The 20714-nt window shown below is 68.6% G+C and carries 20 protein-coding genes and 3 tRNA genes; 10 read left to right on the forward strand and 13 right to left on the reverse strand.

Features of this window, described 5'->3' with window-relative positions:
- Window positions 1-28 precede the first annotated feature (28 nt).
- The 4 genes from E0497_RS15795 to E0497_RS15810 form a co-directional block, all read right to left on the reverse strand.
- Window positions 29-862 (reverse strand): DUF7507 domain-containing protein, encoded by an 834-nt coding sequence (locus E0497_RS15795; RefSeq protein ID WP_137725749.1) that lies wholly within the window; start codon window positions 860-862, stop codon window positions 29-31.
- A gap of 188 nt (window positions 863-1050) precedes the next feature.
- Window positions 1051-1123, reverse strand: a tRNA-Arg gene (locus tag E0497_RS15800).
- A 46-nt stretch (window positions 1124-1169) separates the two neighbouring features.
- Window positions 1170-1261: transfer RNA gene (locus E0497_RS15805), tRNA-Ser, on the reverse strand.
- 86 nt (window positions 1262-1347) lie between these two features.
- A complete protein-coding gene (locus tag E0497_RS15810; protein WP_137725750.1) occupies window positions 1348-2076 on the reverse strand; it encodes a dienelactone hydrolase family protein in 729 nt (242 codons plus the stop codon).
- 70 nt (window positions 2077-2146) lie between these two features.
- Here E0497_RS15810 and hisC point away from each other — a divergent pair, with 70 nt between their 5' ends.
- Window positions 2147-3226, forward strand: a complete 1080-nt coding sequence (gene hisC / locus E0497_RS15815; protein ID WP_137725751.1) for a histidinol-phosphate transaminase — start codon at window positions 2147-2149, stop codon at window positions 3224-3226.
- Between the two features lie 6 nt (window positions 3227-3232).
- Here the strand turns inward: hisC and E0497_RS15820 are convergent, their stop codons facing one another.
- Genes E0497_RS15820 through E0497_RS15830 form a run of 3 tightly spaced genes read right to left on the reverse strand, consistent with a single transcriptional unit; the run spans window position 3233 to window position 6249 of the window.
- Entirely contained in the window at window positions 3233-4705 is a 1473-nt protein-coding gene (locus tag E0497_RS15820) for a CotH kinase family protein (protein WP_170312987.1), read from the reverse strand.
- Window positions 4705-5382, reverse strand: a complete 678-nt coding sequence (locus tag E0497_RS15825) for a DUF4956 domain-containing protein (RefSeq protein WP_137725752.1) — start codon at window positions 5380-5382, stop codon at window positions 4705-4707. Before E0497_RS15825 ends, E0497_RS15820 begins: the two co-directional genes overlap by 1 nt.
- 18 nt (window positions 5383-5400) lie before the next feature.
- Window positions 5401-6249, reverse strand: coding sequence for a polyphosphate polymerase domain-containing protein (locus E0497_RS15830; protein WP_137725753.1), 849 nt, complete (start codon window positions 6247-6249; stop codon window positions 5401-5403).
- 321 nt (window positions 6250-6570) lie between these two features.
- Between E0497_RS15830 and E0497_RS15835 the strand changes: the two genes are divergently transcribed.
- The gene (locus E0497_RS15835) at window positions 6571-7749 is read left to right on the forward strand and encodes a thiolase family protein (RefSeq protein WP_137725754.1); all 1179 of its coding nucleotides are present in this window, start codon (window positions 6571-6573) and stop codon (window positions 7747-7749) included.
- Between the two features lie 52 nt (window positions 7750-7801).
- Here the strand turns inward: E0497_RS15835 and E0497_RS15840 are convergent, their stop codons facing one another.
- The 4 genes from E0497_RS15840 to E0497_RS15855 all read right to left on the reverse strand — a co-directional run bounded on the left by E0497_RS15840 (window position 7802) and on the right by E0497_RS15855 (window position 10760).
- Entirely contained in the window at window positions 7802-8788 is a 987-nt protein-coding gene (locus E0497_RS15840) for an esterase/lipase family protein (protein WP_137725755.1), read from the reverse strand.
- A 169-nt stretch (window positions 8789-8957) separates the two neighbouring features.
- A tRNA-Ser gene (locus tag E0497_RS15845) sits at window positions 8958-9044 on the reverse strand.
- A 42-nt stretch (window positions 9045-9086) separates the two neighbouring features.
- Window positions 9087-9521, reverse strand: a complete 435-nt coding sequence (locus tag E0497_RS15850) for a MarR family winged helix-turn-helix transcriptional regulator (protein WP_137725787.1) — start codon at window positions 9519-9521, stop codon at window positions 9087-9089.
- Between the two features lie 75 nt (window positions 9522-9596).
- On the reverse strand, window positions 9597-10760 hold the full coding sequence (locus E0497_RS15855; protein ID WP_137725788.1) for an alpha-hydroxy-acid oxidizing protein: 1164 nt from the start codon (window positions 10758-10760) through the stop codon (window positions 9597-9599).
- Window positions 10761-10816: 56 nt separating this feature from the next.
- Here E0497_RS15855 and E0497_RS15860 point away from each other — a divergent pair, with 56 nt between their 5' ends.
- Window positions 10817-11812, forward strand: coding sequence for an NAD(P)H-quinone oxidoreductase (locus E0497_RS15860; protein WP_137725756.1), 996 nt, complete (start codon window positions 10817-10819; stop codon window positions 11810-11812).
- Between the two features lie 9 nt (window positions 11813-11821).
- Here the strand turns inward: E0497_RS15860 and E0497_RS15865 are convergent, their stop codons facing one another.
- The gene (locus E0497_RS15865) at window positions 11822-13024 is read right to left on the reverse strand and encodes a cysteine desulfurase-like protein (protein WP_137725757.1); all 1203 of its coding nucleotides are present in this window, start codon (window positions 13022-13024) and stop codon (window positions 11822-11824) included.
- 136 nt (window positions 13025-13160) lie between these two features.
- On the opposite strand from E0497_RS15865, the gene E0497_RS15870 reads away from it, so the two are divergent.
- The 4 genes from E0497_RS15870 to glfT1 all read left to right on the forward strand — a co-directional run bounded on the left by E0497_RS15870 (window position 13161) and on the right by glfT1 (window position 16405).
- Window positions 13161-13745 carry a bacterial proteasome activator family protein gene (locus tag E0497_RS15870; RefSeq protein ID WP_137725758.1) on the forward strand — a complete coding sequence of 195 codons (585 nt, stop codon included), beginning with the start codon at window positions 13161-13163 and terminating at the stop codon, window positions 13743-13745.
- A 66-nt stretch (window positions 13746-13811) separates the two neighbouring features.
- A complete protein-coding gene (gene wzm, locus E0497_RS15875; protein WP_137725759.1) occupies window positions 13812-14693 on the forward strand; it encodes a galactan export ABC transporter permease subunit Wzm/RfbD in 882 nt (293 codons plus the stop codon).
- Window positions 14694-14705: 12 nt separating this feature from the next.
- On the forward strand, window positions 14706-15521 hold the full coding sequence (gene wzt / locus E0497_RS15880; protein ID WP_137725760.1) for a galactan export ABC transporter ATP-binding subunit Wzt/RfbE: 816 nt from the start codon (window positions 14706-14708) through the stop codon (window positions 15519-15521).
- Window positions 15518-16405 (forward strand): galactofuranosyltransferase GlfT1, encoded by an 888-nt coding sequence (gene glfT1 / locus E0497_RS15885; protein ID WP_137725761.1) that lies wholly within the window; start codon window positions 15518-15520, stop codon window positions 16403-16405. Before wzt ends, glfT1 begins: the two co-directional genes overlap by 4 nt.
- Here the strand turns inward: glfT1 and E0497_RS15890 are convergent.
- On the reverse strand, window positions 16402-17040 hold the full coding sequence (locus E0497_RS15890; protein ID WP_241665926.1) for a TetR/AcrR family transcriptional regulator: 639 nt from the start codon (window positions 17038-17040) through the stop codon (window positions 16402-16404). The genes glfT1 and E0497_RS15890 overlap by 4 nt on opposite strands.
- 129 nt (window positions 17041-17169) lie before the next feature.
- Between E0497_RS15890 and E0497_RS15895 the strand changes: the two genes are divergently transcribed.
- The 3 genes from E0497_RS15895 to E0497_RS15905 are packed head-to-tail and all read left to right on the forward strand — an operon-like array spanning window position 17170 to window position 20700.
- On the forward strand, window positions 17170-18480 hold the full coding sequence (locus tag E0497_RS15895) for a cytochrome P450 (RefSeq protein ID WP_170312988.1): 1311 nt from the start codon (window positions 17170-17172) through the stop codon (window positions 18478-18480).
- Between the two features lie 11 nt (window positions 18481-18491).
- The gene (locus E0497_RS15900; RefSeq protein WP_161987431.1) at window positions 18492-19301 is read left to right on the forward strand and encodes an SDR family oxidoreductase; all 810 of its coding nucleotides are present in this window, start codon (window positions 18492-18494) and stop codon (window positions 19299-19301) included.
- A 31-nt stretch (window positions 19302-19332) separates the two neighbouring features.
- Complete coding sequence (locus E0497_RS15905) at window positions 19333-20700, forward strand: aldehyde dehydrogenase family protein (RefSeq protein ID WP_137725764.1); 1368 nt, start codon at window positions 19333-19335, stop codon at window positions 20698-20700.
- The last annotated feature ends 14 nt before the right edge of the window (window positions 20701-20714 follow it).

Raw genomic sequence — 20714 nt, forward strand, 5'->3', positions numbered from 1 at the left:
CGCCCGCGCGTCCACCTCGCCCGACCGGTCAGGGTGCCGCGGGACCCGGCGGAGGGGGCGGGCACACCTGGTCGAGGAACGGCACGTTCGGGAACGGGGTGTTCGGGCACGCTGCCGCGGCCGGCCGGTACGGGGTGGTGAGTGCGCCGACGATCAGGGCACCCGCCCCGCCGAGTGAGCCCAGAGCTCCCACACCCAGCGACCCGACCGAGCCCAGCGCCCCCACACCGAGCGAACCCAAGGCCTCCGGGCCCGCGGATCCCGCCCCCAGCGAACCCAGTTCCGCCGAACCCAGCAAATCCTCCAGACCCAGATCCTCCAGCGAACCCAGTTCCGCCGAACCCAGCAAATCCTCCAGACCCAGATCCTCCAGCGATCCCAGTTCGGCACTGCCGACGACGTCGCTGCCGCAGTCCGTGACGACCCGCGCCCGTGCGGGCGCCGACGTGACCACATTCTGCTGGGGGTCCGTGCCGGCCACGGTCGCGGTGTTGTCGACGGTGCAGATTCCCTGGTCGACGGCGGTCACCTGGTAGGTGGCGGTGCAGGTCGTCGACTGTCCCGGCTGGAGTGTGCCCGCCGGGCAGTCGGCGACGGGTGCCGAACCGGATCCGGTGAAGGCGATCTCGTTCACGCCGATGCCGGAGAGCGGGGTCGTGCCGGTGTTGGTCACCGTGAACGTGTAGGTGACGGTGTCGCCCGCCACGAGTCCGATCCGTGGAGAGGCCGACTTCGTGAGCGAGAGGCCGTCCCCCGGCGGCTGGGCGACGCCGACCGGCCCGAAGGCCGACGTCGTCAGCGTCACCAGACCGGTGAGAGCCGCGACGGCCGGAATCCGGAAAGCTGCACCACATTTACGCACGCTGGAAACTCCTTTTTCGCCGCTTACAGGACAAATCGGGTTCGAACTCAGCTGTCACGCATACAAGCGTTTCGGAAGATACTGGATTTTCGCGATGGATGCGGGTGAATGACGCCGGACAGTGAACTCGACGTCCGACATGAAAAAGACCCCCACCTGCATCACTGCAGGTGGGGGTCTTCTCGATGTGCGCCCGAAGGGATTCGAACCCCTAACCTTCTGATCCGTAGTCAGATGCTCTATCCGTTGAGCTACGGGCGCATGTTCAACAATGTTGAGTTGTTACTGGACCCACGAAGGGCCAGTGTGGCGGAGGCGAGAGGATTTGAACCTCCGGTCCCCTTTGAGGGGGACAACTCATTAGCAGTGAGTCCCATTCGGCCGCTCTGGCACGCCTCCTTGGGGGCCGGCTCTCTCGAACCGCCGAGCGAAACATTACACACGGATAGCCAGAATACGCAAAACACCTGGTCACGGGCATCTTCCTAGCGGAGGTGGGCGTCGAACCAGTTGAAGATGCGGCGGCGGGCGTCGAGGATCGCGACCACGAGGGGGTCGTCGTCGGGGGCGCCCGCGGCCGGGACGGGTGGTTCGTCGGCGCGGTGGGCCAGTCCCTCGTAGTCGACGATGGTCGCGGCGACGTCGGCGCGGGCGACGGCGTCACGAAGACGCTCGACGTGATCGGCGGGGGTCCGGGGATCGTCGGCGCCGTAGAGACCGAGCCAGGGCGCCTTCAACGCCGGTCCCGCGTCGACGAGAGCCGGAGTGTCCGCGGCCAGTGGTTCGACGATGCCGTGCGCGGACACACTCACCGCGGCCCCGACGGACCGGTTGGTGGCGACGAGCATCGCGGCGGTGCCGGCGTCGTCGAACCCGATGACACCGACACAGTCGGCGGAGATGCCGCGGCCGACGAGCCAGTCGACGGTGGCGTCGAAGTCGTCGAACAGGTTCTGACCGAACACCTCGGTGTCGCTGTGGGCGGGTTCCCGGTGGAACAGGTGCGGGGCGACGACGAGCCACCCCTCTGCGGCGAGGGCGCGCATCAGGTCGAGCAGGGCGTCGGTGAACACACGGGATTCGTGCAGGACGACGATCCCGCCGCGGGCGTGGCGTTCCGGTTCGACGGCAGTGATCGGCACCCGCTCCCGCGTCCGCGGATCGGTGTCGTCATCGGCGCGCACAGGCACGCTGTCCCGGAGAATGCCCGGCATGAGACCACTTTGGCACGACCGAGGCGTCGGTGCACGCAATCGCAGAGCGCATAATCGCATCGTGACCCCGGTGACTCCCGCAACGCGCGCAGACCTCGCTTCCATCCCCACCTACGTGCCGGGGCGCAGCTATCCCGGGGCGATCAAGCTGGCCAGCAACGAGACGACGCAGGGGCCGCTGCCCGGTGTCGCGCAGGCCGTCGCCGACGCCGCCACGCACGCGAACCGCTACCCCGACAACACCGCGTCCGCCCTGATCGCCGCGCTGTCGCAGGCGCTCGGGGTGCCGGCCGAGAACATCGCCGCCGGCTGCGGTTCGGTGGCACTGTGCCAGGAACTGGTGCAGGTCACGTGCGGCGCGGGCGACGAGGTGCTCTACGCGTGGCGCTCGTTCGAGGCGTACCCGGTGGTGACGAAGGTGGCCGGGGCGACGCCGGTTCCCGTGCCGCTCACCGCCGACCACGGTCACGACCTGGACGCGATGCTCGCCGCGATCACCGACCGCACCCGGCTGATCTTCGTGTGCAACCCCAACAACCCGACCGGCACCGTACTCGGCCGTGACGAGCTCGAACGTTTCCTCGACGCGGTGCCCGCACACATCGTCGTCGCACTGGACGAGGCGTACTTCGAGTACAACCGCTCCGCGGTGGACGGTATCGAACTTGCCCGCGGCCGGCGCAACGTGGTGGTGCTGCGCACGTTCTCCAAGGCGTACGGTCTCGCCGGTATCCGTGTCGGCTACGCGGTGGCCGCTCCGGAGATCGTCACCGCGATGGCGAAGGTGCACATCACGTTCAGCGTGAACGCGGTGGCGCAGGCCGCCGCGATCGCGTGCCTCGAGGCGCGCGACGAACTGCTGGCCCGCACCGACGCGATCGTCGCCGAACGGGGCCGGGTCCGCGACGCCCTGCTCGCCGCCGGCTACGACGTTCCGGTCACCGAGGCCAACTTCGTGTGGCTGCCGCTGCGCGACCGGTCCGCCGCATACGGCGAGGCCAGCGCCGAGGCCGGGATCCTCATCCGCCCCTACGGCACCGACGGGGTGCGCATCACGATCGGCGACCCGCACGAGAACGACGCGTTCCTCACGTTCGCGATGTCGGCCGCGGCGCGGGAGTCGGCGGGACTGCCGGTCCCGACCCGGTAGCGTCCGTCACCGGTCCCGCCGGTCGTCGAGCGCCGTGGTCCGCTGCCCGATCCACGTGCGCATCTCGTCGATGCTGTCCTGCAGCGCGTCTGCCGTCAGACCGTCGCTGGTCGGGATACTCGCGGCGAGCGCGTCGAGGATCTCGTCCGCCCGACTGCTGCCGTACATCTGCTCGTACAGGTCCCAGTAGGCCTGCTCGTAGACGCCGGTGAACGCGTCCGAGTCGAGGAACCGCGTCTTCAGCGTGTTCCCGCCCCGCATCGCGCCGCCGTCCGGCATACCCTGCGGCATCTGCGGCATGCCGGGTCCGCCCTGCGGTGCACCCGGTCGCCCCGGCGGCATGCCCTGCGGTGCAGCACCCGGACCCGTCGAGACGGTGTCGTGCGGTCCGGCGTCGGTGCCGCCGGTCATGGCCAGGTTCAGATCCCACGACACGACCGAGATCTTCTCGGTACCGAGGTCGTACCAGAGGTAGTAGTTCTGGCCGGGCCCCGACATGTCGTCGCTGTTGACGAGGAGGTTCTGGGTGGCGAGGTAGCGGGCGAACGAGTCGATGTCGACCCAATCGGTCAGGTGCGCATCGAATTCCACGTCGTCGGCCGAGTCCAGCCATTTCAGGAACGCGATGATCGGCTGCAGGTTCCCGGAGTCGACGGCGTTGATCTGCTCGAACTGCTCGGAGTACGACGACTGGTCGTCGTCGACGTACGCGAACCGCGAGTCCGCCTTCGCCTTGTAGAGGTAGCCGTCGGAGTCGAACAGGGAGTTCGCGTAGCCGTCGTCGGGATGTTCGAGCAGCAGCCGCATAGTGGTGACGCCACCGTTGATCGAGTACTCCGAGTACGAGAAGCGCTGCGTCGGTTGATCGGTGGCCGCAGTCAGCGACAGCGCCATCGCCTCGTTGACGACCGGGGTGCCCGGCCGTACCGACAGTTCGGTGATGCCCTGGTAGGCGCGGCCGTCGGCGTACTCGTCGAAACTCAGCAGCAGCGGCAGCGTCGTGGGGTCGTCCGCGGACACCGAGGCCATCCTGCCACCCATGCCGCGGGGTCCCCCGGCACCGCCTCCCCGCAGCCCCAGTAGGGTCGAGTTGCCCTTCAATCGGACGGCGACGTCGCCGATGAGGGTGCCGTCGATCGTGACGGTCGCGTTCACCCACTTCTTGTCACCGGTCTTCTCGTAGGCGGACAGCATGTCACCCAGTTCGGCGGCCGGGATGTCCAGGGACAGTTCGTGTCCGACGGACGTGTCGAACAGGTCGACGGCGCCGGCGATGTTCTCGGTGACCGGGGACGCGATGACGGAGGCGTCCCCGGTGATGTACGGGCGGATGCGGGCCGCACCGAACACGGTCGTCATGACCGTCACGAAGGCGACGAACACCGCCAGCAGCTTCCAATGCTGACGCAACGACCTCGGAATCCTGTGCTGGAGCCTGCGATTCGGTGTCGGTGGCCGGGCGGGGTTCGTCGCGGTCATCAGATGTCCGTCTGGTCGTATCCGGTCAGGACCGTCACCCGCTGCCCGGCGTTGACCCCGCTGAGAGCACCGATCAGTTCCGCCGGTTTGCACCCCTTCTTCAGTTGCGCCGTGTAGTACAACTCGTGCAGTGCGCCGGACCGGACCGCCTCGGTGGACACCAGTTCGAACTCCGTGCAGTACTGGATCAGGACGTCCTCGACGAGGGCCGCGTACTCCTGCTCCGGCGGCACCTGCACCTTGACGACCTGTCGCTGCACGTCGAGCTTGAACCAGTTGAACTTGTTCATGATCAGCATGACCAGGCAGACCGCGGCGGTCGCGGCGACGGCCAGCAGATAGAACCGGGTGCCCGTCGTCATGCCGATCGCCATCACCAGGAAGACGAACCCGACGTCGCGGGTTTCCTTGATCGCGTTGCGGAATCGGATCACCGACAGCGCACCGACGAGCGCGAACGCCCGGGCGATGTTGGAGCCGACCACCAGCATGATGAGCGAGACGATCATGCCCACCATCACGAGCGTCTGCACGTAGGACTGGCTGTAGGAGACGTTCTTGTGGGTGTACCGGTACACCCAGCCGACGATCGCGGACAGCACGAACGACAGTGCCAGGGAGACGATGATGTCGAACGCGGTGAACGTGCCGCTGAGGTCTTGCAGATCGAAATTCATATCGGTCCTGTTCGGTTGTTACGGGGAAAGTCGGCCTGCTGCCGTGAACATGTCGGCGGGGGCGATCTCGACGGCACCGCCGGCGAGCACCAACTCCGGTGCACCGGAACGGGATCGCGGGGCCATGCCGAACGCCTCCACCGATTGGCAGTACTTGGAGACCCGGATCGCCGACATGTCCAACCGGGCTGTCAGGTCGGTGGCCCAGTAGGGCACCCGCTCGTCGGCCTTGAGTTCCACCACCGCCAGCTTCGGCGGGACGATGAAACGGTTCTCGCCGCCCGACGCGAAGTGGAAGTCGCGGTCCCGGCCGTGGATCCTGTGGTCGATCGTCACCCGCAGGCCCAGGTCGGCGTCGCGGCCGACGAACGCCTCCCGCAGGTATCCGGTGGTGACCGTGGGACGCAGATCGAGGTTGCCGATCAGGGTGGTCACCTCGTTGACGAACGGGCGCTGCGCCAGATCGCAGTCGATGTCCTCGTGACCGTTCAACCAACGCTGGGCGATGCTGTACGGCAATGTGATCCGACGTTTCTGCGTCACCCGGTCGACCCGCTGCTTGATCTCGACCTGGACGGGGGTGTCGTCGGTGCAGTCGGCCGGTTGCCCGTACAGTCGCAGTCGCAGCCGCAGCTTGCGCCGGAACCGCAGGCCCTCGATCTTCTCCCAGTAGAAACGCAGGCTCGGTGTGTCGTAGTACAGGGACGTCACCGGGTAGCCGCCGTGCGGCGAATACGGATCGGTGTCCATCCGTGCCGCGAGTTCACGCCGCAGTTCGGGAACCCGCGTCTCGTCCACGAAGTACTTGATCTCGTACCGGTTGAACGCATGCAGTGTGCTGGCGGTCTGCGCATAGGGCCCGCTCATCGGGTGCGGCCTCCTGAGGGTGTCGGCGAACTGGACGACACCACTACACCCGGCGAACCTCCCGAGAACTTCCCGGAAGCCTGGCAGTTTCCTGGGAAGGCGTCAGCGGGGTCGCGGCGCATTCTCCGATCTGTTCAGCGCACTGGACTTCTGTCCGTAACAGCGTGGTGTGCACCGGGGCGAACGGCGCAGTTCACACCACCGCCTACGATCCATCCACAGGAGCGGATCGGCCAGACGACGTCGAGTCGGCGACCACCGGATCCGCTCCTCACCCACCGGTGCGCACCCTGCACTCCACACGGACGAGGAGACTCCACTGTGAACCCCGAACGCATCGTCATCGTCGACGGCGCCCGTACCCCTGTCGGCAGCTTCGGCGGTGTCTTCAAGGACACCCCCGCGCACGAACTCGGCGCCGTCGCCGCGAAGGCCGCGCTCGAACGCTCCGGCATCGCCGGCAACGAGATCGACGAGGTCGTCATGGGCTGCATCGGGCAGGTCGGCCCCGACGCCTACAACGCGCGGCGGGTCGCACTCGCTGCCGGGCTTCCCGCGTCCGTGCCCGCCTACACCGTCAACCGCCTGTGCGGGTCCGGCCTGCAGGCGATCTGGTCCGCGGCCATGCAGATCCGCTGGGGTGCAGCCGAGCTGGCCCTCGCCGGTGGTGACGAGAACATGTCACGCATGCCGTTCTACGACTTCGGTGCCCGCTCCGGCTACAAGCTCGGCGACCGCACCCTCGTCGACGGCACCGTCGGTATGCTCACCGACCCGTTCCACAACATCCACATGGGTGTGACCGCCGAGAACGTCGCCCGCACCTACGGCATCAGCCGGGGCCAGCAGGACGAGTTCGCCGTCGAGTCGCAGCGTCGCGCCGCCACCGACGCCGCGCAGGCCGCGTTCGCCGAGGAGATCACCGCCGTCGAGACCGGTGGACGCAAGCCCGTCACCGTCACCGTCGACGAGCACCCCAAGCCGGGCACCACCGTCGAGACGCTCGGACGCCTGCGGGCCGCGTTCGTGCCGGACGGCACCGTCACCGCCGGCAACTCGTCCGGCATCAACGACGGCGCCGCCGCGGTCGTCCTGGGCACCGAGTCCGGCGTCCGGGCGAAGGGCCTCACCGGCCTGGCCGTGATCGAGTCCGTCGCCACCGCCGCCCTCGAACCGGACCACATGGGGTACGCGCCCGTCCCCGCCCTGGCCAAGCTGTTCGCGCAGACCGGGCTCACCCCCGCCGACATCGACACTTTCGAGGTCAACGAGGCGTTCGCCGCACAGGCCGTCGCAGTCACCCGGGACGCCGGCCTCGATCCCGCCAAGACCAACCCGTACGGCGGCGCCATCGCCCTCGGCCACCCGGTCGGCGCCACCGGCGCCATCCTCACCCTCCGCGTCGCCAAGGACCTCGTCCGCCGCGACCTCGAACTCGGCGTCGTCACCATGTGCATCGGCGGCGGCCAGGCCCTCGCCGCCCTCGTCCGCCGCGTCTAGCGACCCGCATCCACCGAAGTCCCTCACCTGCCGCGGCAGGTGAGGGACTCGGTCACCGCACGTACGGCAGGAACGGGGCGACCGGGAAACAGGGAACCGGTTGCGCGGCAGCCGGATCCAACGCATTGAGCACGTACAACCACGCCCGTTCGCTGTAGAGCGTGGAGATGTGTTCCGACATGTCGGCCTCGCATCCGTCCTGCAGCAGCCGGTTCGTGGCGTTCGGCCCCTCGTAGTACTGGAATGTGAACGGGGTGACGACCTCGTCGTACCGGCTGATGATGCTGTGGTATTCCACACCGGACGGCAGTGCGGCGGTGTTCACGTGGGGCGGCGTCGCGTCGGGGCCGTAGACCTCGAGGTTCAGGGGGTTGTCGTACACCTGCTGGATCAACGCCGGCAGCGTAGCCGCCAACCCGTCGTAGACAGCCGGACCGAGCACCGGGATCAGGCTGCGGAAGAACACGAACCCGTCCAGCGTGGTCCCGGTCGACGGGGAGATCCCCACCTTGGTGTGCACCTTCTGCGCCCCGTCGAGGAACTTCAGATAGTAGTCAGGCAGGATGCCGCCACCCTGGGAGTGGCCGACCAGATCCACCTCGTCGGCACCCGTCGCGGCCCGCACCCTGTCGACGAAATCGGCGAGGGTCCGGGCCGACGTCGGAATATCGCCGAGACTCTGGACCGGCAACTGCTCGATCGGCGTGACATTGCCGTAGTTGAAGGTGAACACGCAGAAGCCGTGGTTCTTCAGGAACGGCGCACCGGCATAGAACGCATTGCCCTGCGTCGCCATCGTCGGATTCACCAGGACGACCGGACGCGGATGCTCCGACGACGGCGCACAGCCCCAGTCGTTCGCCCCGGGTGGGGGTGCGGTCGCGTCGAGCGTCCGCAGTGCGGCCACGCTCAGATCCCACTCGACCGGCAACACCCCCGGGGCCGGTGCGGCACCGGCGGAAACTCCCCCGGCGACGGCGAGGCCAACCGTGGCAGCAACCCCCGCCACCACCCGCGCCAACATGCGCTGAACGGACATGACCGAACTCCCCCCACGAAACAAGTGTGTGCCGCAGTAACGTACAACTCACGCGGCCGCTCGTGTGACGAATAGGCAAATGCAGTGTGCCCACCAGTCCGGTCGCCGATCTCCGCCGCCCCGGACACGGAAAAGCCCCCCACCTGCAGTGCAGATGAGGGGCCTTCGGCGGAAGCGGAGGGATTTGAACCCCCGGTGGGTTTAACGCCACGCTCGCTTTCAAGGCGAGTGCATTCGGCCGCTCTGCCACGCTTCCGTGGCGAATCCTAGCCGCACGGGCGGTGCGGGGCGAAACCGATCAGCCGACGGCGCGTTGCCCGACGGCGGTGTCGACCTTGGTGAAGACGTCGGCGACGGTTTTCAGTTCGGATGTGGTGAGCAGGTCGACGAGGTAGCGACGCACCCCGGCGACGTGGGTGGGTGCGGCGGCGGTGAGTCGTCGTCGGCCCTCGTCGGTGACGACGGCGAGGACGCCGCGGCCGTCTTCGACGCATTGGCTGCGTTCGACCATGCCTTCGGTTTCCATGCGCCGGATCTGGTGGGTGAGCCGGCTGCGGGAGGACAGTACGCCGTCGGCGAGGTCGCTCATCCGCAGCGAGCCGTCGGGTGATTCGGACAGCATGACGAGGATGCGGTATTCGGCGAGGGACAGTCCGTGTTCGGACTGTAGTTCGCGGTTGAGTACATCCATGAGTCGTTGGCTGCCGTCGATGAAACCGCGCCATGCGCGCATTTCGTCGGCACCGAGCCACGCCGCCCCGGCACCCGTGGTCACTCGAGCTTCGTTCACGGAAGCATCGTAGTGCGCTTACCTACCCGCCGACCGCAGCACGCCCGGGTCGATCTCGGCGAGTGTGGAGATACCGGTCAACCCCATTGTGACGTCGAGGTCCGCCAGCAGGATTCGCAGTGCGTGCCGTACCCCGTCGGCTCCGGCCAGCCCGAGTCCGTACACCCACGGCCGCCCGTACAGGACGGCGTCGGCGCCGAGTGCGAGCGCGATCAACACGTCTGCACCGCAGCGGATCCCGGAGTCGAGCAGGATCGTGGCCCGGTCTCCCACCGCGGCGGCGACGGGGCCGAGGGCGTCGAGGGCTGCGATCGCGCCGTCGACCTGGCGGCCGCCGTGGTTGCTCACGATCACCCCGTCCGCGCCCGCGTCGACGACGGCTCGCGCATCATCTTCGTGGACAATGCCTTTCACCAGCACCGGCAGGTCGGTCCATTCTCCGATCCTCGTGATGTCCGACGCCCGCAGGGCATGGTTGCCGAACAGTGACACCCACGTGAGGACCGCCATCTGCATGGCCTCGGGGCTCTCCTCGGGCGGGGCTGCGAGCTTGGCCCGGAACACGGGGTCGGACAGGTAGTTCGCGATCCCCTGGGCCCGCAGGAACGGTAGGTGCCCGAGTTCGAGATCGCGTGGCCGCCAACCCATTCCCGGGGTGTCGGCGGTGACGACGATCGCTTTCGCGCCGGCCTTCGCGGCCCGCTGCACCAGCGACTGTGCCAGTTCGTCGTCGGCCGGCCAGTACAGCTGGTACCACCAGTTCTCCCCGGACACGGCGCCGACGTCCTCGATGGTCGACGACGCGGCCGTCGAGAGCACCGACCCGACACCGAGTTCCGCGGCAATCTCGCCGACGATCGTCTCCCCGTGCTCCCGGACCATGCCGAGCACCCCGATCGGGGCGGTCAGCACCGGCGCGGCCAGTCGGGTGCCGAGGAGGTCGATGCTCAGGTCGCGGGCGTCCGGGGCGCTGGTCCCGCGCAGCATCCGCGGCACCAGCGCGTACCGGGTGAACGCGTCGAGGTTCGCGGCGGCGGTCCGTTCGGTGGAGGCACTGCCCGCGATGTAGGCGAACGCCTCGGCGCTCAACTCGGCGCGGGCGCGGGCCTCGAGTCCGGCCGCCGTCATCGGCAGTTCGGGGCGCGCCCCGGACAGTCCGGTGAGGTAGATCTCGTTCTGCATGTTGCCGAAAAAGGTCACCGGATCACGCTAACGCGATCGGACTACCGTCGGAGGTTATGTACGCGATTACGATCTCCGAGCCCGGCGGCCCCGACGTGATGTCCTGGACCGAGGTCCCCGACCCGGTGCCCGGCCCCGGCGAGGTGCTGCTCGACGTGGCCGCCACCGCCGTCAACCGCGCGGATCTGCTGCAGCGTCGCGGCCTGTATCCGCCGCCCCGCGGCGCGAGCGACATCCTCGGCCTCGAATGTTCCGGTGTGATCACCGAACTGGGTGCCGGGGTGGACGGCTGGCGGGTGGGCGACCGAGTTGCGGCCCTGCTCGCCGGCGGCGGCTACGCCGAGAAGGTCGCGGTGCCGGCCGGTCAGCTGCTGCCGATCCCGGACGGGCTGGATCTGCACACCGCGGCGGCGCTGCCGGAGGTGGCGTGCACGGTGTGGTCGAACCTGGTGATGGAGTGCGGACTGCACGCCGGACAGGTGCTGCTCGTCCACGGCGGCGGCGGCGGTATCGGCACGCACGCCGTCCAGGTCGGTGCGGCGCTCGGCGCCCGCGTCGCGGTCACGGCGGGCACCGCCGACAAGCTCGCGATCTGCGCCGAGTTGGGTGCCGACATCCTGATCAACTATCGCGAGGACGACTTCGTGGCGGCGGTGCGGGAGGCCACCGGCGGCCGCGGCGCCGACATCATCCTCGACAACATGGGGGCGTCGTACCTGGACCGCAATCTCGACGCCCTCGCCCCCGACGGCCAGCTGGTGATCATCGGCATGCAGGGCGGTGCCACGGGCGAGTTGAACATCGGCAAGATGCTCGGCAAGCGGGCCCGGGTGCTCGCGACCGGGCTGCGTGGGCGTCCGGCGGACGGCCCGGCCGGGAAGCCGGCCGTCGTCGCGTCGGTGCGAGAGACGCTGTGGCCGCTGGTGTCGGCCGGCGAGGTGAAGCCGCTCGTGCATGCGGCGCTGCCGATCGTGGAGGCGCCGACCGCGCACCGCATGCTCGATCAGCCGGACGTGGTCGGGAAGGTCGTTCTCACCGTGCGCGAGAACTGAGCGGCCGGATCAGCCGAGCGTCGACAGGTGCCGGACGAGCTGGTTGATCTCGTACCGGGTGGTGTACGGCGCGAGACCGATCGTGATCGCGCCGCCCTCGTCGGTGACACCCAGCGCGTCGAGCAGGCGCCCGCCGTGGTCGGGACCGCTGACGGTGGCGATCCGGTTGTCCGCGAGATGCGCGGCCACCTTGTCGGCGGACATCCCGGCGACGGTGAAGCTGACCGTGGGCACCCGGATCGGGGACCGGCCGATGAGCGTCACCTGTGGCAGCGCGTCGAGCGAACGCATCAGATATTCGAACAGCTGATCGTGGTAGGCCTGCAGCGAACTGATCGACGCCTCGAGCCGCTGCCGGCGAGTACCGGTCGCGGTGTCCTCGAGTCCGGCCAGGAAGTCGATCGACGTGGTGAGTCCGGCGAGCATCGCGAACTGGTGGCCGCCGACCTCGAGTCGTTCGGGGCCGCGGGCGTGCCGGTTGAGCGACATCGACGGAATCCGGTCCAGCAGGGACGGATCCCGGAACACCAGGGCACCGGCCTGCGGGCCACCCCACGACGGGGCACTGACCGCGACGACGTCGGCGCCGAGTTCCTCGATGTCGAGGTGCGCGTACGGCGCGGCACCGATGGCGTCGACGACGATGAGGCCACCGACCTCGTGGATCCGGTCCGCGGCGGCCCGCACGGCGGGTGCCGAACCGGCGACCGGGGAGGCCGCGGTCAGCGCGACCAGCCGGGTCGTCGGCTGCACCAGGTCCGTGAACTGCCAACTCGGCAGCTCACACGTCTCGATCTCCACCTCGGCCCAGCGGACCTGCGCCCCGTACCGGCGGGCCACCCGCAGCCACGGCGCGACGTTCGCTTCCTCGTCGAGCCGGGACAGGACGAGTCCGGTGCCCAGTCCCAGCCGGGAGCTGAGCGACTCGGCGAGCGATGCCAGCAACACCGCCCGATCCGGGCCGAGCACGACACCGGCCGGGTCGCCACCGACGAGGTCGGCGACGGCTTCGCGGGCGGCGGCGACGATCGCGGCACTGCGCCGCGACGACACGTGACTGCCGGTCGACGAGGATGCGGCCCCGCGAAACGCCGTGGAGACGGTTCGCGACACCGCATCGGGGATCTGCATTCCGGCTTGCGGGTCGAGGTGCACCCATCCATCGCCCAGCGACGGGATCAGTCCCCGCACCCGGGCAACGTCGTAAGCCATGACGGACACTCTAGGACCCTCTGTCAACGCCGTGTGACTCAGATCCGACTTTTCGGATAGTGCGGTAAAACACGTTGCAATTCGGGCGCGCGACGGGATCACGGCAATCCGCGGGCGAAACGTTCAAGATGTAGTCATGACGCAACCTGACGACGAACATGTGCTCGTGATCGGTCCCGACGGTCGTCCCGTCCCCTCCGCCCACGCCGACGACAGTGCAGCGGCCGCCGCACCCGATACCGGGACCGACACCGACACCGACGATCAGGGTTCGCTCACCGACATGGTCGAGCAGCCGGCGAAGGTCATGCGGATCGGCACGATGATCAAGCAGTTGCTGGAGGAGGTGCGGGCGGCCCCGCTCGACGATGCCAGCCGCACCCGGCTCCGGGAGATCCACACGTCGTCGGTGCGGGAGCTCGAGCAGGGCCTGGCCCCGGAACTGCGGGAGGAACTCGAGCGGCTGACGCTGCCGTTCACCGATGATTCCGTCCCCACCGATGCGGAGCTGCGGATCGCGCAGGCCCAGCTCGTCGGCTGGCTCGAGGGACTGTTCCACGGCATCCAGACCGCACTGTTCGCACAGCAGATGGCGGCCCGCGCCCAGCTCGAACAGATGCGGCAGGGCGCCCTGCCGCCGGGCATGGGCATCGGCCCACACCACGGCGGACCGGGCCACGACGACGGCAGTCCCGGTCCCGGGACGGGCCAGTACCTCTAGATTCGCCTCGAGATCCGGGCCACGGTCCCGCGGACGTTTCGGGCGGGACCGGTAGGCTCGGAACTCGTGTCAGCAGCAGCCTTGGATCACGAGTCGGTGTCCGACGCCGACGACGATGTCGTCGCGTCCGATTCGCAGACCTTCCGCCGCGCATTCCAGGATCTGCGCGACGGGTTCGCGCAGCGGGAGCTGTGGCTCAACCTCGGCTGGCAGGACATCAAGCAGCGGTACCGCCGGTCGGTGATCGGCCCGTTCTGGATCACGATCGCCACCGGCGTGCAGGCCACCGCGATGGGCATCCTGTACTCGGCGCTGCTCGGGATGCCGCTGCAGACGTTCCTGCCGTACGTGACCGTCGGTCTGATCGTGTGGAATCTGATCAGCGCGTCGATGCTCGAGGGTTCCGAGGTGTTCATCGCCAACGAGGGCCTGATCAAACAGTTGCCGTCGGCGCTGAGCGTGCACATCTACCGACTGGTGTGGCGGCAGTTGCTGTTCTTCGGCCACAACCTGCTGATCTACGTGATCATGGTCTTCGCGTTCGGGGTGTGGAAGAACATGACGTGGACGGCGTTGGCCGCGATCCCGGCGCTGGCCCTGATCGTGTTGAACGCGCTGTGGGTGTCGATCGTGTTCGGCATCTTCGCGACCCGCTACCGGGACATCGCCCCGATCCTGAGCAGCCTGACGCTGCTGCTGTTCGTGCTCACCCCGATCTTCTGGTCCACCGAGGTGCTGAAGGATCAGGGCGGTGAGGTCGCCGAACGCGCGCGGATCGCCGAGCTGAACCCGCTCTACCACTTCCTCGACATCGTGCGCGCGCCGATGATCGGCCAGGACCAGCAGGCGTACCACTGGTACATCGTGCTGGCGTTCACCGTCGTCGGCTGGATCGTGGCGATCCTGGCGCTGCGCAAGTACCGGGCCCGCGTGGCCTACTGGGTGTAGGGGGATACCGCCATGACCAGCAATGTGAGCATCGAGACGCGCGGCGCGTGCGTCGACTTCCCCATCTTCGACGCCAAATCACGGTCGCTGAAGAAGGCATTCCTCGGCAAGGCCGGCGGCACGATCGGCCGCACCGACTCCGACGTCGTCGTCGTCGAGGCGTTGCGGGACATCACGATGTCGCTGAAGGACGGCGACCGGGTCGGCCTGGTCGGGCACAACGGTGCCGGCAAGTCGACGCTGCTGCGACTGCTGTCCGGCATCTACGAACCCACCCGCGGCAGCTCCCGCATCCGCGGCCGCGTCGCCCCCGTCTTCGACCTCGGCGTCGGGATGGACCCGGAGATCTCCGGCTACGAGAACATCATCATCCGCGGCCTGTTCCTCGGGCAGACCCGCAAACAGATGCTCGCCAAGATGGACGAGATCGCCGAGTTCACCGAGCTCGGCGAGTACCTGAACATGCCGCTGCGCACCTATTCGACGGGCATGCGGGTGCGTGTCGCGATGGGCGTCGTCACCTCCATCGACCCCGAGATCCTGCTGCTCGACGAGGGCATCGGCGCGGTCGACGCCGAGTTCATGAAGAAGGCCCGCATCCGGCTGCAGGCACTGGTGGAACGCTCCGGCATCCTCGTGTTCGCCAGCCACTCCAACGAGTTCCTCGCCCAGCTGTGCGACAGCGCGATGTGGATCGACCACGGGCATATCCGCATGCACGGCGAGATCGAGGACGTCGTCCGCGCCTACGAGGGTGACGACGCCGCCGACCACGTCCGGCACGTCATCGCGGACATGAAGAAGGAAGAGCGGGGCCGGGCGTCGTGAGCGAACACATTGTCGGTGTCGTCGTCACCCACAAGCGCCGCGAACTGCTCGCCGCGTCGCTGACGGTCCTCGCCGGACAGTCCCGTCCGCTCGACCATCTGGTCGTCGTCGACAACGCCGACGAACCCGAGGTGCGTGCGCTCGTCGAATCGGCCGGCGTCCCCACCACGTATCTCGGGTCGAAGCACAATCTCGGTGGTGCGGGCGGATTCGCGCTCGGCATCCTCTACGCCCTGTCGCTCGGTGCCGACTGGGTGTGGCTCGCCGACGACGACGGCCGCCCCGAGGGCCCCGACGTCCTGGCGACGCTGCTGACGTGCGCGCAGCGGTACGGCCTCGCCGAGGTGTCACCGGTGGTGTGCGACATCGCCCAGCCGGAGCGGCTCGCGTTCCCGCTGCGCCGCGGTGTCGAGTGGCGACGGTGGCGGTCCGAACTGGGTGACGATGATCTGCTGCCCGGTATCGCGTCCCTGTTCAACGGCGCCCTGTTCTCGGCGTCCGCGATCGACACGGTCGGCGTCCCGGATCTGCGGCTGTTCGTCCGCGGCGACGAGGTCGAGGTGCATCGTCGTCTCGTCCGCTCCGGGCTACCGTTCGGCACCTGCCTGCAGACCGCGTACCTGCATCCCGACGGCGCCGACGAGTTCAAACCGATCCTCGGCGGCCGGATGCACACCCAGTACCCGGACAACGAGACCAAACGATTCTTCACGTACCGCAACCGCGGCTACCTGATGTCCCAGCCCGGCATGCGCAAACTGCTCCCCCAGGAGTACGCGCGGTTCGGCTGGTACTTCCTCGTCAGCCGACGCGACCCGAGGGGGTTCGTCGAGTGGATGCGGCTGCGGCGACTCGGACGCCGGGAGCGGTTCGAGCGACCCTAGAGGTAGGAGACGGGCCGCGCCGGCATCGGTGCGAGTCCGGCAACGGTGCTCATCTCGATCAGGTTGACGACGAACGTCTCGTGATCGAGGAGCGGCGGCCCACCCGATCCGTACGCGCGCGCCCACGACGCCATCGCCGAGACGATGAAGTTGGTCGTGAGCCGCATCCGCTCCTCGCGCAGGGCCTCGCTCATCCCCGGCATGGACCGGCGTACCAGGTCCTTCGCGACGGCACTCGCCGGCGCGTACCGCGCGTCGGGCAGACCGCCCCGGCGGTCGTAGACCTCCGCCATGATCTGCACGAAATCGCGGCCGCGTTCGTCGAGCAGTTTCTCCCCGAGCGGCACCGCCAGCGTGGCGATGGCATCCCGCAGCGCCGACTCGGACGGTTCCCGGCCGATGCACAGCCGTTCCACGAAGTGGTCGATCCGCGCACTCACATCGGCCATGTGCCGCACGACGATCGCGTCGAGCAGACCCTCGCGGGATCCGAAGTAGTAGTGCACGGCCGAGTCGTTGCGGACCTCGGCCATCGTGTTGAGGTCCCGGATCCGGACCCGGTCGATGCCTTCCCTCGCGAAGAGGTATTCGCCCGCACGCAACAACCGCTCACTGACCGGGAGATTCGCCGTCACGCTTGACACGCTAACAAACTCGATTAATGTGCTCCACATCACTTTAACGACTTTCGTTAAATGTTCGCTTGCCTGAACGCATGTTCGACCGATGCTGCGGCCGGCGCACCGAAGGTGTTCTCGTGCTGCATGTTTCGTCGTGTCACCTTTCCCTGCCGCACGGAAGGAGTACTCGTGGAGCTACCCGAGGGAATCGACGTCACCCACCCCTCCACGTTCGAGGACGGCATCCCCCATGCCCTGTTCGCAGCACTGCGCACGTCGGCGCCCCTCTGGTGGAATCCGCAACCGCGGGGCGCGGCCGGCTACCGGGACGACGGATTCTGGGTGGTCTCGACACACGCGCTCGTGCAGGAGGTGTCGCGGCGCCACACGGACTTCTCGTCGTGGGAGAACACCGCGATGGTGCGCTACGAGGACGACGCGCCACGCGAGCACATCGAGGCCGGCCGGGCCATCATGCTCAACAAGGACGAGCCGGAGCACGCCGCTCTGCGGCGCATCGTCGCGCGCGGCTTCACCCCGCGATCCGTCAACGCACTGCGCGCCGCCCTCACCGAACGGGCACGGGACATCGTCGGTGCCGCAGCAGCATCCGGATCGGGTAACTTCGTCGAACAGGTGGCGTGCGAACTGCCCCTGCAGGCCATCGCCGACCTTCTCGGTGTCCCGCAGTCGGACCGCGGGAAACTCTTCGCCTGGTCCAACGCCATGACCGGGCGCGACGACCCGGATGTCCCCGGCGACCCGCGCATCGCCATGCAGGAGATCATGGGCTACGCGCACGGGATCGCGACCGAACGCCGCGCCTGCCCGGCGGACGACATCATCACCGCACTGGTCAAGGCGCAGGACGAGGACGGCGCGCTCACCCCGGACGAGTTCGCCTACTTCGTGATCCTGCTCGTGGTCGCCGGCAGCGAAACCACCCGCAACTCCATCACGCACGGGCTGGCCGCCTTCCTCGACCACCCGGACCAGTGGGAGATGTACCGGCGCGAACGACCCGGCACGGCCGTGGACGAGATCATCCGCTGGGCCAGCCCCGTCCTGTCCTTCCAACGGACCGCGCTCCACGACACCGACCTCGGCGGGCAGCGGATCGCCGCCGGCGACCGCCTCGTGCTGCTCTACGCGTCGGCGAACTTCGACGAAGCGATGTTCGACGAACCCCTGCGTTTCGACATCACCCGACGGACCAACCCGCATCTGGCGTTCGGCGGCACCGGTATCCACTACTGCATCGGCGCCAATCTGGCCCGGCTGCAGGTGGGTCTGATGTTCGACGCGATCGCCGATCTGCTTCCCGACATCTCGGCCCTCGGGCCACCGGTCCGCGGCCGTTCGGCGTGGCTGAACGGCATCACCGCACTACCCGTCGACTACGGCGCATGTCCCGTGGGCGACCGTCCCCGACCCGTCACCGCCGACCAGGCGTGAGGAGATCCATCGTGCACAATTTCGCAGATAAGACCGTCGTCGTCACCGGTTACGCGTCGGGTATCGGGGCGGCGACCGCCGCCGCCCTGACCGCGTCCGGTGCGTCCGTGATCGGTGTCGACCGGGCCGTACCGGAGTCGGCTCCGCCCGTCGCCCGCACCGTCGTCGGGGACCTGTCCACGTACGACGGGGTGCGTCGGATCGCCGAGGAGATCGACGGGCCGATCGACGTGCTGGTCAACAACGCCGGGGTCGCCGCCACCCAGCCGTGGCGGACGGTCCTGGCCGTCAACGCGCTCGCACCACGCGATCTCACCCGGTTGCTGCTCCCGAAGTTCGGTCCCACCCCCGTCGTCGTCACCACCGCCTCGCAGGCCGGTTTCCAGTGGCAGCGGAATTTCGTGCGGGCCAACGGTTTCCTCGCGATCGACGACTGGGATGCCGCACTGGATTCCGTCGCCGACCTGCCCGACATCGACCGGCTCTGCTACGCGCTGTCGAAGGAGGCTGCGATCGTGTACTCCGGCAACCTCGCGGTCGAGGGCAAGCCGCTCGGGCTGCGGTCGAACACCGTCTCCCCCGGCACCGTCGGCACGCCGCTGCTGCCGGAGTTCACCGCGACGATGGGTGAGGCGGTCATCGACGGTGCCGCCGCCTGGACCGGACGGCACGCTACCCCGGAGGAGATCGCGGGCGCGATCGTCTTCCTCGCCTCCCCGGAGTCCGCGTGGATCAGCGGCGTCGATCTGCCGGTCGACGGCGGGTACGGGTCCCTCGTGTTCCGCACCCTCGTCGCCCCCACCATGAGCGCCGCCCGGTGACCCCGCGCCCGCGATCCCGACAGGAACCCCGATGACCACCGAACTGATCTCCGTCAACCCCGCGACCCTCGACGAGGTGGGGCGGGTCGCCGTCACTACCGCCGCGGAACTCGACGCGAAAGTGTCTGCCGCCCATCGCGCGTTCGCGTCCTGGCGTACCGACCGGGAACTCCGCCGTCAGCTCCTCGCCGCGTGCGCCGACGCACTCTCGAACCGGTCCGCGGAGATCGCCCCGCTGCTGACCCGGGAACAGGGCAAGCCCCTGTCGGAGGCCGGGACCGAGGTGTGGATCACCGCCCACTGTCTGGCGCAGGCGGCCCGGGTCGACTGGGCCGAGGAGACGGCCGGACCCGACCTTCCCGGCCGCCGCACCACGATCCAGCACCGCCCGCTCGGGGTGGTCGGTGCGATCGTGCCGTGGAATTTCCCGCTGTTCCTCATGGCCGCCAAGATCGGGCCCGCGCTGGTGGCCGGGAACACGGTCCTGGTCAAGCCGGCGGAGTCGGTGTCCCTCGTGGTGTCGAAGGTCGTCGAGATCCTCCGGTCGGTCCTGCCCGACGGCGTGCTCGACGTCGTGACCGGCGGACCCGAGGTGGGGCAGCAGCTCGTGGCACACCGGAAGGTGCGCAAGGTGTCGTTCACCGGCTCGACGTCGGTCGGCCGCCTGATCATGCGGCAGGCCGCCGACACCGTCACCCCGGTCACCCTCGAGCTGGGCGGGAACGATCCGGCGATCCTGTTGGACGATGCCGACATCGACGGCGCCGCAACTGCACTCGCACGCGGCGCGTTCTTCAACGGTGGACAGATGTGCATCGCCCCGAAGCGGGCCTACGTGCCGAACGCGATGCTGGACGCGTTCTGCGACGTCTTCGCCGACCGGATGGCGCAGCTCGTCGTCGGCGACGGGCTCGAACCCGCCACCACGGTCGGGCCGCTGCACAACCGGGCGCAGCTCGAGTTCGTCACCCACCTGCTCGACAAGGCCGTGGCCGGTGGCGGCACCGTCGTGCGGGGCGGCAGCGCCGGCACCGATCTGCCGGGCCATTTCCTCGAGCCCACCCTCGTCCGCGGCGTGGACGACACCGCCGACATCGTCGCCGTGGAACAGTTCGGCCCGGTGTTCCCGGTGGTCGGCTACGACGACGTGTCCCGGGTCCTCACCACGATCGACGAACAGGAGTTCGGGCTCGGCGCCTCGGTGTGGGGTACGGACGTCGAGCGCGTCACGGCGGTCGCCGACCGCATCGATGCCGGCACCGTGTGGATCAACCAGCACAACGCACTCGACGTCACGCTGCCGTTCGGTGGGGTGAAGGCCAGCGGTTTCGGACGCGAGGGCGGTACCGCCGGTGTCGAGGATTTCCTGCACACCCGCGTCGTGGATGCCAAGCTCTGACCGCGAAAGAGACT

The organism is Prescottella subtropica, from assembly GCF_005434945.1.
GTDB classification, from domain to species: domain Bacteria; phylum Actinomycetota; class Actinomycetes; order Mycobacteriales; family Mycobacteriaceae; genus Prescottella; species Prescottella subtropica.